General features: G+C 74.1%; 11 protein-coding genes. 6 read left to right on the top strand and 5 right to left on the bottom strand.

Annotated elements, in window-relative coordinates; genetic code table 11:
- Window positions 1-122: 122 nt before the first annotated feature.
- A complete protein-coding gene (locus ACIQ9E_RS23850; protein ID WP_403710119.1) occupies window positions 123-1,607 on the bottom strand; it encodes an FGGY family carbohydrate kinase in 1,485 nt (494 codons plus the stop codon).
- Window positions 1,608-1,695: 88 nt separating this feature from the next.
- A complete protein-coding gene (locus ACIQ9E_RS23845; protein WP_403710117.1) occupies window positions 1,696-2,751 on the bottom strand; it encodes a 2-hydroxyacid dehydrogenase in 1,056 nt (351 codons plus the stop codon).
- A 326-nt stretch (window positions 2,752-3,077) separates the two neighbouring features.
- Here ACIQ9E_RS23845 and ACIQ9E_RS23840 point away from each other — a divergent pair, with 326 nt between their 5' ends.
- From ACIQ9E_RS23840 to ACIQ9E_RS23830, 3 genes are all read left to right on the top strand, one after another.
- Complete coding sequence (locus tag ACIQ9E_RS23840) at window positions 3,078-3,689, top strand: histidine phosphatase family protein (RefSeq protein WP_403710115.1); 612 nt, start codon at window positions 3,078-3,080, stop codon at window positions 3,687-3,689.
- 76 nt (window positions 3,690-3,765) lie between these two features.
- Window positions 3,766-4,557 carry a DeoR/GlpR family DNA-binding transcription regulator gene (locus ACIQ9E_RS23835; protein ID WP_403710113.1) on the top strand — a complete coding sequence of 264 codons (792 nt, stop codon included), beginning with the start codon at window positions 3,766-3,768 and terminating at the stop codon, window positions 4,555-4,557.
- Window positions 4,558-4,819: 262 nt separating this feature from the next.
- The gene (locus ACIQ9E_RS23830; RefSeq protein WP_403710111.1) at window positions 4,820-6,280 is read left to right on the top strand and encodes an FGGY-family carbohydrate kinase; all 1,461 of its coding nucleotides are present in this window, start codon (window positions 4,820-4,822) and stop codon (window positions 6,278-6,280) included.
- Window positions 6,281-6,389: 109 nt separating this feature from the next.
- Here ACIQ9E_RS23830 and ACIQ9E_RS23825 read toward each other — a convergent pair whose 3' ends face one another.
- A complete protein-coding gene (locus ACIQ9E_RS23825) occupies window positions 6,390-6,980 on the bottom strand; it encodes a lytic polysaccharide monooxygenase (protein ID WP_403710109.1) in 591 nt (196 codons plus the stop codon).
- A 375-nt stretch (window positions 6,981-7,355) separates the two neighbouring features.
- On the opposite strand from ACIQ9E_RS23825, the gene ACIQ9E_RS23820 reads away from it, so the two are divergent.
- Together ACIQ9E_RS23820 and ACIQ9E_RS23815 are read left to right on the top strand one after the other, a co-directional pair.
- On the top strand, window positions 7,356-7,832 hold the full coding sequence (locus tag ACIQ9E_RS23820; protein ID WP_403710107.1) for a hypothetical protein: 477 nt from the start codon (window positions 7,356-7,358) through the stop codon (window positions 7,830-7,832).
- Window positions 7,833-8,091: 259 nt separating this feature from the next.
- Complete coding sequence (locus ACIQ9E_RS23815; RefSeq protein WP_403710105.1) at window positions 8,092-9,735, top strand: APC family permease; 1,644 nt, start codon at window positions 8,092-8,094, stop codon at window positions 9,733-9,735.
- Between the two features lie 33 nt (window positions 9,736-9,768).
- On the opposite strand, the gene ACIQ9E_RS23810 is transcribed toward ACIQ9E_RS23815, so the two are convergent.
- Entirely contained in the window at window positions 9,769-11,106 is a 1,338-nt protein-coding gene (locus ACIQ9E_RS23810; RefSeq protein WP_403710103.1) for a PLP-dependent aminotransferase family protein, read from the bottom strand.
- A 243-nt stretch (window positions 11,107-11,349) separates the two neighbouring features.
- Here ACIQ9E_RS23810 and ACIQ9E_RS23805 point away from each other — a divergent pair, with 243 nt between their 5' ends.
- Window positions 11,350-11,904, top strand: a complete 555-nt coding sequence (locus ACIQ9E_RS23805) for a DinB family protein (RefSeq protein WP_403710101.1) — start codon at window positions 11,350-11,352, stop codon at window positions 11,902-11,904.
- Window positions 11,905-12,036: 132 nt separating this feature from the next.
- On the opposite strand, the gene ACIQ9E_RS23800 is transcribed toward ACIQ9E_RS23805, so the two are convergent.
- On the bottom strand, window positions 12,037-12,855 hold the full coding sequence (locus tag ACIQ9E_RS23800; RefSeq protein ID WP_403710099.1) for an SAM-dependent methyltransferase: 819 nt from the start codon (window positions 12,853-12,855) through the stop codon (window positions 12,037-12,039).
- Window positions 12,856-12,999: the final 144 nt, after the last annotated feature.

The raw sequence follows: 12,999 nt of genomic DNA, 5'->3' as shown, positions 1-12,999 counted from the left end.
GCAGCCGGACGGACCGGCAGAGGGACGAGAGGGCGGACCAGGGCGGACGGACCGGACTGCCCGTGTGACGAGGGTCCGTCACGGCTCCGGAACCCGCACCGGGTACTGGGCCGGGCCGGTGATCAGCGCCTCGGGGGACCGCCTTCGCTCCAGCGGGCCCTGACCCGGGCGAGTTCGGTCCGGTAGCGGGCGTACCCCTCCTCGTACCGTGCGGTGTTCCCGGCGCCGGGATCGACGGTCCGGTGAGCCGACGGCGGCGCGCCGGCGAAGACCGGAGACGGTGAGGAAGCGTTCAGCGCGCTGCGCGCGACCGCCGCCACGCCCAGCGCACCGACCTGTTCGGCCAGCGGGATCCGGACCGGTCTGCCGAGCACATCCGCGATCAGCCGGGCCCACATCACCGAACGGGCGCCCCCGCCGCACAGCGCCAGGGTGCCGCTGAGCCCCGCGGTCTCCAGACAGTGCCGGGCGGCGTACGCGATCGCCTCGCACACCGCGCGGACGGCGTCCGCCGGGCCGGTGGCCAGGCTCAGCCCGTCGAGCCTGCCGTGCGCCGCGGGCTCCACGAACGGGGCCCGCTCGCCCGCCTCGGACAGGAACGGCAGGGCGCGGACCCCCCGCGCCCCGGGCGGACTCGCGGCGAGCAGCGTGTCCACCGCGTCCGTATCCGCCCCGACCAGCGCGAGCACCCACTCCAGTGCCGCGGTGCCGACCATCGCGGGCATGGCCCGCAGCCAGCGCCCGGGGGCCGGAGTGCAGAGCCACATCCCGGCGGGCTCCGCCGCCGGGTCGAGGTCGACCCGGTCCGTCAGCACCTGGCAGGCCAGGGTCGTACCGAGGATCAGCAGCCCGTCGCCCGGCTCCCGTACCCCGCTGCCCACGGCACAGGCCGGCAGATCGTACGGGCCGGCGACCACGGGCAGGCCCTCGGCGAGCCCGAGCAGCGCGGCGCCCCGGGCGTCGAGACCGAGGACCGTCCCCGGGGCGGCGGGCTCCGGCAGCAGCCCGGCCCGCTCCGCCAGCCCGCAGGCGGCCAGCGCGTCGGGGGCGTACGACCGGGTGCGGGGGTCGAGGAACGGGAGCGTGGCGTCGGAAGCGTCCAGACAGACCCGGCCCGTCAGCCGCTCCGCGACGGTGTCCACGCAGTACCCGGCGGTGGCGGCACGGGCGAGGCTCTCCGGCTCGTGCTCCTGGAGCCAGTGCAGCAGGGGCCCGTGGCAGCCCGGGAACATCCCCGATCCGGTGTACGCGTACGCCCGGCGGATCGTGCCGTCCGCCAGCCAACGGGTCACCAGCTCCGCGGCCCGCGCGTCCAGCCAGGAGATCGCGGGCCGCACCGGCCGCCCCGCCCCGTCCCGCAGCCACAGCCCGTCGCCCTGCCCGGTCAGGGCCAGCGCCTCCGGGGGGCGTCCGGCCGCCGACACCACCCGGCGCACCACCGACCGGACGCTCGCCACGACATCGTCGGGGTCCTGCTCCACCCGCCCGCCGGGCAGCCGGTCCAGCCGGGACGGCCGGGCCGCCGATGCCAGCGGCACGCCCTCCTCGTCGAAGAGGACGGCCTTGGTGACCGATGTGCCGATATCGACTCCCAGGACCGTACTCACGGCCGGCCCCCTTCCCCGCCCGGTCGCGCGGGAGCACGGAACCGTTCCGTCCGCGGCCCCCGGGGCGCGCCCGGTCCGGCGGCCCCGGTCATGACCGGTCCGCCACGAGAACCTCGGGGTTGGCAGGATGCGCCAGCGGCTCGCCGCGGACGAAGCGCCCCACCTCGGCCGCGGTGATCGCCGCCGCCCGGTGGGCCGTCTGCCGGGTGGCGCCCGCCAGATGAGGGGTGGTGATGACGTTCGGGGCGTTCCGCAGCGGCCAGTCGGCGGGCGGCGGCTCGACGTCGTACACATCGAGGGCGAGGGCGCCGAGCGCACCGCTGCGCAGCAGTTCCGGCAGCGGGGCGTGGTCGAGCAGCCCGCCGCGCGCCGAGTTGACCAGGACCGCGCCGCGCGGCAGCAGACCGAGCCGCCGGGCGTCGATCAGACCGCGGGTCTCCTCGGTGAGCCGGGCGTGCAGGCTCACCACCGAGCTGCGGCGCAGCAGCGCGTCCAGCTCGACCGGCTCCACGCCGTCGGCCGCCGCGGCGACCGGGTCCGTGTACGGGTCGGCGACCAGCACCCGGGCGCCGAAGGCCAGCAGGACCCGGGCGACGATCCGGCCGATGGCGCCGTAGCCGACCAGACCGGCCGTGGCACCGGCGAGTTCGCTGCCGCCCTCCTCGTACGCGTACAGATCGCCGCGCCACCGGCCGGCCTTCAGCTCGGCGTCCGCCGTGCCGATCCGGCGCATCGCGGCGAGCATCAGCCCCACGGCGAACTCGGCCGCCGCGGCGGCGTTGCGGCCCGGGGCGAAGCTGACCGCGACACCGTGCCGGGTTGCGGCGGCGAGGTCGACGTTGACCGGGCCGCCCCGGGAGACCGCGACCAGCCGGAGCGCGGGCGCCGCCGCGAGCACCCGCCCGGTGAACGGCGCCATCTGCGTGACACAGACCGACACCCCGGACAGGGCCCCGATCAGCTCCTCCTCCGTACCGCTCGCCTCCTGGACGCCACCGACGGAGCCGAAGGGCTCATAAGGCCAGGGCAGGGTCAGCTCGGTGACCTCCGGACTCTCGCCGCCGGTCCCCGGCAGCTCCCGGGCGAGGGCGGTACGGATCAGATCGGGGCGGACGAAATGGTCACCGGCGGCGAGGATACGCATGAACACCGTTCCTTCTGCGGGGCAGGCGGAGCAGAACGAGAGCGGAGCAGCCATGGCCCCGGCCCGGCCGGGGCCCTCTTGAGGAGCGGACCGGCTCCGTCCGAAGGACCCGGGCCTGTTTGAGAGATCGTCTGTTAAATTTAACAGCGGTGATGTGGAGCGGCAACGACCCTCCGCCCGCCGCTGCCCGTGGCGGTCGCCGCCTCCTTCCCGCTGCCGTGCGTTCCCCGGCGAGTCCTCAGGTCTGCCGGGTTCCTTTGTTCTTGTTGTTCTTGCCGTGGCCGCCCGGATCCGGCCGCCGGTCCGTCCCTGGGTAAGGAGCCCCGATGACCTCCCGTCTCCTCCTCGTTCGCCACGGCGAGACCGAGTGGCATGCGGAGAACCGCTATGCCGGAACCTCGGACGTCGCCCTCACTCCGAAGGGCCGGGCCCAGGGGGCCGCCCTCGGCCGCTGGGCGGTACGGGCCGGGGTGGACGCCGTCGCCGCCTCCCCGCTCGGCCGTGCCCGCCTCACCGCGGAGCCCGCCGCCGATGCCCTCGGGCTCCGGACCGAAATCGTCGGAGAGCTGCGGGAGATCGACTTCGGCTGGGGCGAGGGACGGACCATCGCAGAGATGGCCGCCGAGAATCCGGAGGCGGTACGGCGCTTCCGCGAGGACGCCGGAACGGGCGGCTTCCCCGGTTCGGAACCCCTGCCCGCCGCGGCCGCCCGCGCCACCGCCGCGCTGCGCGCCCTGACGGAGCGCCACTCCGACGGCACGGTCCTGGTCGTGGCCCACAGCACCCTGCTGAGGATCGCCCTCTGCGCCCTGCTGGGACTGCCCCTCGGGCAGTACCGGCAGCTCTTCCCCCGGCTCGACAACGGCGCCGTCACCGAGGTCCGGTTCGCCGCCGCCGGCGCCGCGCTCTACTCGCTCAACGTCCCCACCACACCCTGAACGTCCCCGCCTGCCGGGCCGTGACCGGCCCCGGCCCCGCCACGACGGAGACCACCCACCCATGACCGGGAGACCCATGACCGAGAGACCCGCGGCCGGCAACTCCGCCGAAGCACGCCGGCGGTTCATCGCCGCCCATGTGACGGAGCACGGCACCGCGACCGGCATCGACCTCGCCGCGCTGGCCGGGGTGAGCCTGATGACCGTCCACCGTGACCTCGACGCCCTGGAACGCCGCGGGCTGCTGAGGCGCGTGCGGGGCGGCGCGTCGGCCCGGCCGGCCACGGTCGTCGCGGCCGGTCTCGGCTACCGGCTCGGGATCAACACGGCCGAGAAGGAGGCCGTGGCCAGGGCCGCGGCCGCCCGCGTCGAGCCGGGCATGTCGGTGATGCTCGACGATTCGACCACGGTCCTCGCGATGGCCGGGCTGCTGGCCGGCCGCGTACCGCTCACGGTGGTCACCAACGCCCGCCGGGTGGTGGACGTCTTCACCGAGGCGGAGGGCGTCCGGCTGATCGCCCTGGGCGGCGAGTACTCCCGTACCCATGACGCCTTCCTCGGCATACCGTGCGTGGAGGCGATAGAAGCCCTCGCGGTGGATCTGGTCGCGGTCTCCGCCTCGGCGCTGGACGCCCGGATGGCCTACCACCAGGAACAGGATGTGGTGCTGGTCAAACGCGCCATGCTCAACTCGGCCGCCCGGAAGCTGATGCTCGTCGACCACACCAAGACGGCGCGTACCGCGCTCCACCGGGTCGGCCCGGTGGCCGGTCTCGACGAGCTGATCGTCGACGACGGGGTCGACGGCGAGCTGTTGGCCGGGCTGCGCGAGCACACCGAGGTGACGGTCGTTCCCGTCGCGGGCTGAACCGCCCCGGCGGCACCCCTGCGATGTTCGGCCGGGTGTGAATTCCACCCGGCCGGGAACATGTTCTGGTCCGGGCGGGTCGCGGCACCGGACCGGCATCGGACCAGGACCAAGTTCGGGACCAAGTTCTGGACCTGGACCTGGACCCGGACCTGGACCTGGTCCAGGCCCGGGACCCGAACCGAGCAGGGCGGAGCAGAGCAGAGCCGTGGAGGTGCCGCGTTCCGCCGTTCCGCCGTGCGCCGAAAGGACCCCCTCACCCATGAGCAGTTGCCCGGTCGTGATCGGCGTCGACGTGGCCACCGCGGCGGTCCGGGCGCTCTGCGCCGACGGACGCGGCCGGGTGCACGGCGAGGCCCGGGAACCACTGCCACCGCCGGTGCGCGGCCCCGGCGGCACCAGCGAACAGGACGCCCGTGCCTGGTGGCCCGCCGTCGAGGCCGCGCTCCGCCGCATCACGGACGGACTGCCCGCGCACGGCCGGGAAGTGGTGGCGGTCGCGGTCTCCGCCACCTCCGGCACGATCGTCCCGACCGGCGCGGGCGGACGGCTCCTCGGCCCCGCCCTGATGTACGACGACCGGCGCGCCGCCGGGACCAACGCCGAGGCACAGCGGCTCGGGGCCGCCCGCTGGGACGCCCTGGGCCTGGCCGTGGGGCCGACCGCCGCCCTCGGCCGGGCCGTCGGATGTCTGCACACCCACGGTCCGGCCCTGCGCCGGGTGCTGCACACACCCGAGGTCATCGGCCGTGCCCTGACCGGCGGCTCCGTCCCGGCGGACTGGAGCCACGCCCTCAAGACCGGCTACGACCCGCGCTCCGGGCAGTGGGCCGAGGAGGTCTTCGCCGCCCTCGGCTTCCCCGTCGCCCTGCTGCCCGATGTGGGTGCGCCGGGGACCGAGGCGGGGACGGTCGGCCGGGCCGCGGCCGCGGCCACCGGACTGCCCGTGGGCTGCTCCGTACGGCTCGGGATGACCGACGGCTGCGCGGGGCAGCTCGCCACCGGGGCCGTCGCACCGGGGCAGTTCGTCGGCGTTCTGGGGACGACGTACGTCCTCAAGGGGGTGACCACCACTTTGGTCCGCGATCCGGCCGGTGCCCTCTACAGCCACCGCCACCCCGACGGCTGGTGGCTGCCCGGCGGGGCGTCGAACACCGGCGGTGAAGCCCTCGCCCCGCTGCCCGCGCCGCGGATCGCGGCCCTGGACCGGGCGGCCCGGAAGCGGGGCCCGGCCTCGTACCTCCGCTATCCGCTCCGCCGGGAAGGGGAGCGGTTCCCCTTTGTCGCGCCCGGCGCGCGAGGCTTCGCGCTGGGTGCGCCCGAGGACGGGGCCGACGCCCACCGGGCCGCGCTGGAAGGCGTCGCCTTCCTCGAACGGCTGGCAGTCGAACGGGTGCGGAGCCTGGGCGTCCCGGTCTCCGGTCCGCTCTTCGCGGCGGGCGGCGGCAGCCGCAGCCCGGTGTGGAACGCGATCCGGGCCACCGTCCTCGACCGGCCGGTTCAGGTCGCCGAGCGGGCGGAGACGGCGTTCGGCGCCGCGCTCCTCGCCGCATCGGGCACCCTCCACACCTCCCTCGCCGCCTGCGCCGCCGCCATGACCGGCGGCCCCGGGGCGGCGTCGGCCGTGACCGAACCGGTCCCGGCCGAACGGGCTGCCCTGGAGGACGCCTACGGCCGGTTCGTCGCCGAACTGGGCCGCCGCGGCTGGCTGGACGGCGCCTGACCTCCGTCCCGGACGGCTGCCGGGCGCCTCGGCAGGCGCCCGGCAGCCCCGGGTTCCGGAACGGCCGGAGCGGTCGGAACGGCCGGAACGGTGGGAACGGTGGGAACGGTCAGAACTGGACGTCGGAGCAGGTGTAGAAGGCGTTTTCGGTATCGGCGACGGTCCACACGCCGACGATCAGATGACGGCCCGACTTCTGGGGGAGTACGCCGGAGTGCGTGACCGTGGCTCCGGGACGTGCGCCTCCGAAGGGCACCGTCAGGAACGGCTGCGGCTCCAGATCGGCCCGGGCCAGCTTCTTCGCGGGGTTGTAGCCGTCTTTGGTGACGAAGTACCGGAAGTCCGTGGTGGCATGTTTGGCGGTGATCCGCCAGACGAAAGTGTGCTCCCGGCCGGCCGTCAGCCGGGTGGTGGGCCAGGCGCCGCCGCGAGGATCGTCCAGTTCGGAGAAGCGCCCGTTGCCGCCGGCGCAGATCGTGCCGTCGGCGGGCCCGCGCTGCGGGAAGCCCTTGAGGCCTTCGACGCTCCACGGCTCCCATTCGATCTGGCCGCAGTCGAGCACCGTACCGTTACCGCACAACTGCTGGCGGCTGACGGGGGAGTCGACATAGCCGTGGCCCTGGGCGCTGCCCGAGGCGGTGAACAGGGTGACGCCCGCCAGTCCGACGGCGAGCAGCGACGCGGTGAATCTGTTGCGCATGCTGTGCTCCATGAGTGGGGGGATGGAGTGGGTGGGGTGCCGCATGCGGTCGGGTCGTCCTCCGCGGGCCTTGCCGGGTTCGGGTGCCTCCGGCGCCGCAGCGGACTCCCCGGGGCGATGCCGGGCGCGCTGCCAGGTATCCCGGTCCCGCCGGGAACAGTGCGCGGGGCGATCGCGGAGAGAACTAGGTCTAGACCAACTCGGAGCGTAGCGCGCCCCGTTGGGCGTGTCCACCGTAGGGCGCTCGTATACCGGACGGCGCCCCCGGCGGCCGGCGAGGCGCCGTTGACGGCCCCCGGCACCCATGTCACCGTGCGCGGCACAGCCAACCGTACGGAGTCCCGTCGACACGACGGGCAACAGGGAGGGTCCGTCATGAGCACTCGTATCCGCAGACCGGGAATCGTTGCGGCGGTTGCGCTCACCGTCTCCGGGGCGCTCCTCGCCGCCGGTGCCGTCGGCCAGGCACAGGCCGCACCGTCCGGCGCACCGGCACCACAGATCACCGCGCTCGCGGCGCAGAGCGACCCCACGCCGGAGGAGCAGGAGAAGCTGCGGGAGATCGCGGCCTCCATCTGGACCCCCGAGCTGGCCGCCGGGTGGAACATGAACGCCGACGTGGCCGATGTCCTCTCGCAGGCGACGGACCGCATCATCCAGTGTTCCGCCGCCTACGCCCTGGTGCCCAAGCCCCCCGGCTTCCGCCCCGGCCGCGGCTATCTGATCTCGTACTGGCAGAACATCCGGGACTACTTCCTGGCCGTGCGCGGCGACCGCCAGTACAAGGCCTGCGTGGTCTCGACCGCGGCCTACTACCGCTCCATCATCGAGATGGCGTCGGCGGGTATCTGACGCCGGGGGGCGTACGGCGGGCCGCTGTACGCCCCTCCCGCCCGCCGCCCCTCCCGCCCGCCGCCCTTTCCGTCCCCGCTCGGGTTGACCCGACCGGTCGACACCGGGCGCGGACCCGGCCGCGGCCCCGGCGCGGCGCACGGCAATCCCGTCCCGGATTCCTAGAGTGACAGCGGCACTTCCCGTCACCCCGTGGCCGCGCACCCGAGAGACGACCCCGGCTCCGCGCGCCCCCGTCCCGGAAGCACGAGGGCGCACCATGCCGAAGCAGCGCGACGCCGCGCAGGCACCCGGCAATCCGGGGCTGCGCCGGGACATCGGACTGATCGGTCTGATCTGGACGTCCGAAGGGTCCATCATCGGCTCCGGCTGGCTGTTCGGCGCCCTGTTCGCGGCCCAGGCCGCCGGGACCGCGGCGCTGCTGTCCTGGGTGCTCGGCGCCGTCGCGATCATCATCCTGGCCTTCGTCCATGCCGAACTCGGCGCCGCCTACCCCGTCGCGGGCGGTACCGCACGCTTTCCGCACTACGCCTTCGGCAGCGCAGCGGGTGCCTCCTTCGGCTGGTTCTCCTGGCTCCAGGCGGTGGCCACCGCCCCCATCGAGGTGATGGCGTCCCTCAACTATCTGAGCGTCCACGCCGACTGGGTGCAGAAGGGCGAGCACCAGCTCACCCCTGCGGGCTACGGTCTGGCGGTCGCCTTCATGGCGTTCTTCGTCGTCGTCAACTTCTTCGGCATCCGCTGGCTCGCCCATACCAACAGCGTGGCGACCTGGTGGAAAGTGGCCATTCCGGTACTGACGATCGTGGCGCTGGCGGCGACCGCCTTCCACGGCGAGAACTTCGGCCACGGAGGCTTCGCCCCCTTCGGCGCCCAGGGCGTCCTCTCCGCCATCAGCACCAGCGGCATCATCTTCGCGTTCCTCGGCTTCGAGCAGGCCGACCAGCTGGCGGGGGAGAGCCGCAATCCGGCCCGGGACATCCCGCTGGCGGTCATCGGCTCCATCTTCCTCGGCGTACTGATCTATCTGGCGCTCCAGGTGGTGTTCATCGGCGCGCTGCCGCCGGACGCCTTCGTCCACGGCTGGGGGGATCTGGCCTTCGCCGAGAAGGCGGGCCCCTTCGCCGGGCTCGCCGCCTCCGTCGGGCTGAGCTGGCTGGCCGCGCTGATCTACATCGACGCGGTGATCTCCCCGACCGGTACGGGCCTGATCTACACGACCGCCGCCTCCCGGGTCTCGTACGGACTCTCCCGCAACGGCTATGTCCCGGTCCTCTTCGAGCGCACGACCCGGCGCGGGGTGCCCTGGTTCAGCCTGCTGTTCGCCTTCATCGTCGGGCTGATCGTCTTTCTGCCCTTTCCCACCTGGCAGAAGCTGGTCGGCTTCGTCACCTCGGCGAGCGTGCTGATGTACGCGGGCGCGCCGCTGGCCCTGGGGTGTCTGCGCAGACAGGATCCGGACCGGCACCGCCCCTACCGGCTGCCCGCGGGGCACTTCTGGTCCCCGGTCGCCTTCATCGTCGCCAATCTGATCATCTACTGGTCGGGCTGGGACACGCTGTGGCGGCTCGGCGTGGCGATCGTCATCGGCTATGTCCTGCTCGGCGCGTCGGCCGCGCTCCGGCTCAACCCCCGCCGCCCGCATCCGGACTGGCGTCCTGCCCAGTGGCTGCCGGTCTATCTGCTCGGTCTGGGGGTGATCTCCTGGCAGGGCGGCTTCTGCAGTACGGGACCGGCCTCCACGGCCGTCTGCGGTGCCACCGGCGCGATTCCGCTCTGGTGGGACATCGCCGTCGTGGCCGCCTTCAGTCTGGTGATCTACTACTGGGCCCAGGCCGTCAGGCTGCCCCCGGAGGAGACCCAGGAGTACATCGGCTCGGTCGAGGTGGTCCCGGAGCCCTGACCGGGACACCGCAGCCCGCGGCGGCCGGGGAGTTCAGTCGCCGACGAGATCGTCCGGCGCCGAACGGGCCAGCCGGGCGAGGGTCGCCAGGGCCCGGGGCAGCACCCGAGCCGGGGGCGAGGCGAGCCCGATGCGCACCGCGTTCACCGCACAGTGCCCGGCGACCGCGAACGCCGAAGCCGGGACCACTCCGATGCCCTGCCGTGCCGCGGCGGCGACGAAGGAGTCCGACCGCCAGCTGCCCGGCAGCTCCCACCAGCAGTGGTAGGAGTGCGGTTCGGTACGGAGGGTGAAGCCCGCCAGCTCGCGGCGGGCGATCTCCTGCCGCTCCACGGCCTGCCGCTGCTTCGCCAGCACCAGCGCCCGTACCGTACCGTCCCGCTGCCAGCGGGAAGCCGCCTCCAGGGCGAACCCCATGGGCAGGCTGCCGCCCGAGCGCAGCGCGACCGCCACATCGGCCTGGAGCGCGGGGGGCACCACCGCGTACCCCAGGTTGAGGCCCGGCGCGATCCGCTTGGAGAGACTGTCGACCAGAACGGTCACCTCGGGCGCGAGCGCGGCCAGCGGCGGGACGTCGTCGCGGAGAAAGGCCCAGACGGTGTCCTCCAGCACCGGGATCCCCAGCCGGACCACCACCTCGGCGAGTGCGGCGCGGCGCTGCGGCGGCATGGTCAGACTGAGCGGATTGTGCAGCGTCGGCTGGGTGTAGACGGCGTGCAGCGGCCCACTCCGCCGGGCCTGTTCGACCGCCTCCGGCACCAGCCCGTCCCCGTCGACGGCGAGCGGGACGACGGTGGCGCCGACCCGGGCCGCCAGGGCCTTCACGGCGGGATACGTCACCTCCTCCACCCCCAGCCGGCCACCCGGTGGCACCAGCGCGGCCAGTACGGCGGCGATCGCCTGGCGCCCGTTGCCCGCGAACAGCACCCGTGCCGGATCGGGCCGCCAGCCGCCCCGGACCAGCAGATCGGCGGCGGCCTCCCGGGCGGAATCGGTCCCGGCCGCACCGCACGGCCGCAGCGCGGAGTCCAGCGCCCCTGGCCGGACCATCGTCCCCAGCCCGCGCGCCAGCAGATCCGACTGCTCCGGCACCACCGGATAGTTCAGCCCCATGTCGACCGGGCTGCGCCCGCCGTCGGCCGGCGCGGGGGAGGCCGTATCGGGCGCGGCGCGTACGAAGGTCCCGCGGCCCACCTCGCCCACCGTCAGCCCCCGCCGGGCCAGTTCCCGGTAGACGCGGCCCGCGGTGGAGGCGGCGATACCGCGCTGGAGGGCGAAGTCCCGCAGCGGAGGGAGCCGGTCGCCCGGCCGCAGCCCGCCCGTCCTGATCTCCTCGGTCACCGTGTCCGCAACGCTCTGATAGTCCGTCAACGCCCGTTCCCTTCCGTGCGATGCGCACCGGGCCGGACGGGCGCGGGCAAGATGGTCTTTGCCCGCATCCAATCATGCGATTGCACCGAGGGCAATGTCGGAGATTGCACCGAATGGCTGTGCGTCCTAGACTCGGCTCCGTCCGGTGTCCCGTACACGGGGCGGCGGGACCTGCGACCGTGCCGGGTGGGGACCCGGCTGCGGGGCGGGCGGCGTGCCATGAGGAAGGAACCCGTGGTTTCGATGAGCGCGATCCCCCTGACGCGGACGATCCCGGACTCCCTGCCCCTCCCGCGCTGCCACCGCTGCGATTTCGCCGACCGGCCCTTCGAGCGGGAGACCGCCGGGGCGGTGCTGCGGACGTACGCGGCCCGCTGGCAGCGCGCACTGGCCGACCCGCGGACGACGTCGCGTCCCGTCGGGGCGCTCGCCTGGTCCCCGCTGGAACACGCCTGCCACGTACGGGACATGTGCCTGCTCTTCCACCAGCGGCTCGACCTGACGCTCGGGACCGGCCCCGGACCGCTGCCGGATCCGGCGGCCCCGGCCGGACAGCTGCCGGGGCTCTACCGCGACGAGGACCCGCGGCGGGTCGCCGGCGAACTGGGGCGGGCCGCCCGCGCACTGGCCCTGAGGTTTGCCGCGCTCACCGCCGCCGACTGGGACCACGACGATCCGCGGTTCCCCGGCGAGCGGCTCACCGTGGACTTCTTCACCCGCCATCTGCTCCACGACATCGCCCACGACCTCGGAGAGGTGCTGCGCGCGGGCGCCGCTCGGGACGTCCCGGCGCGGTAGCGGCTCCGCTCCCGGGGCGTCTCCACCGGTGTCCGCGAAGAGCCCGGTCCGCCGCCGGGGCGTGGGCCCGCCCCGGCGGCAGTCACCGCCCCGCATCCCCGCACCGTGCCGTACGGGTACGGGGCCCGGCTGTCATGCCTTGCGGCCGACCCCGCCCAGCGCGATGACATCGCCGTCGGTGACCGCGTCCGGCTCCGGGCGCCACCGCGCCAGCGGTACGACGCCCGGCTCCAGCAGCTCCAGCTCCTCGAAGAACCCGGCCACCTCCGCCGGGCTCCGCAGGAAGTACGGAGCGGCCCCGCTGGCGTTGTACTGCCGGGTGGCCTCGGCATTGCCCGCGTGGGTGTTCACACTGTCGTTGAAGACCAGGTAGCTCCCCGACGGCAGGGCGTCCATCAGCGTCCCCACGATGGACCGGGCCTCCTCGTACGTGGAGACATGGCCGATCACCTGCATCAGCGTCAGCGCCACCGGACGGCTGAGGTCCAGAATGTCCCGGGCCTTGCCGAGGATGGCCACCGGATCGTGCAGATCGGCGTCGATATAGTCCGTGGCGCCCTCGGGGGTGCTCACCAGCAGCGCCCGGGCGTGCGCCAGGACCAGCGGGTCGTTGTCCACGTAGACGATCCGGGACGAGGGCGCGGCCCGCTGGGCTATCTGATGGGTGTTGTCGGCCGTCGGCAGACCGGTACCGATGTCGAGGAACTGACGGATCCCCACCTCGCGCGCGAGATAGGTCACCGTACGGGCGAGGAACGCCCGGGAGTCCCGCGCCAGGTCGACGATCCCGGGGAACGACTGCCGGAACTCCTCGCCGACCTCCTGGTCGACGGGGTAGTTGTCCTTGCCGCCCAGCCAGTAGTTCCAGACCCGGGCCGAATGCGGGGCCCCGGTGTCGAACTCCGGATGCCGCGACCTGCCCGTCCCGCTGTCCGGCGTATCGGCTGTCATAGAGGTGAACCTCCCGGCTCGTCGTGCGATCTCGTTCTGCGCGGTTCAACCTAGTGCCGCTCCGGCCGGCCGCCGACAGCGGGTGGCGGTACGGCCCCGGGCCCCGCCCGGACGGCCCCGCCGGGTGCCCGGCGGGCCGCCGCA

The organism is Streptomyces sp. NPDC094448 (assembly GCF_044763775.1).
Taxonomy (GTDB): domain Bacteria; phylum Actinomycetota; class Actinomycetes; order Streptomycetales; family Streptomycetaceae; genus Streptomyces.
This window is presented reverse-complemented; position numbering and strand designations above follow the sequence as displayed.

What these genes read in the sequence shown, in the direction of transcription:
- ACIQ9E_RS23825 (WP_403710109.1), bottom strand. Translation starts at nt 6,980, where the DNA reads ATGCGCAACAGATTCACCGCGTCGCTGCTCGCCGTCGGACTGGCGGGC.
- ACIQ9E_RS23830 (WP_403710111.1), top strand. Translation starts at nt 4,820, where the DNA reads ATGAGCAGTTGCCCGGTCGTGATCGGCGTCGACGTGGCCACCGCGGCG.
- ACIQ9E_RS23845 (WP_403710117.1), bottom strand. Translation starts at nt 2,751, where the DNA reads ATGCGTATCCTCGCCGCCGGTGACCATTTCGTCCGCCCCGATCTGATC.
- ACIQ9E_RS23800 (WP_403710099.1), bottom strand. Translation starts at nt 12,855, where the DNA reads ATGACAGCCGATACGCCGGACAGCGGGACGGGCAGGTCGCGGCATCCG.
- ACIQ9E_RS23835 (WP_403710113.1), top strand. Translation starts at nt 3,766, where the DNA reads ATGACCGAGAGACCCGCGGCCGGCAACTCCGCCGAAGCACGCCGGCGG.
- ACIQ9E_RS23820 (WP_403710107.1), top strand. Translation starts at nt 7,356, where the DNA reads ATGAGCACTCGTATCCGCAGACCGGGAATCGTTGCGGCGGTTGCGCTC.
- ACIQ9E_RS23840 (WP_403710115.1), top strand. Translation starts at nt 3,078, where the DNA reads ATGACCTCCCGTCTCCTCCTCGTTCGCCACGGCGAGACCGAGTGGCAT.
- ACIQ9E_RS23805 (WP_403710101.1), top strand. Translation starts at nt 11,350, where the DNA reads ATGAGCGCGATCCCCCTGACGCGGACGATCCCGGACTCCCTGCCCCTC.
- ACIQ9E_RS23815 (WP_403710105.1), top strand. Translation starts at nt 8,092, where the DNA reads ATGCCGAAGCAGCGCGACGCCGCGCAGGCACCCGGCAATCCGGGGCTG.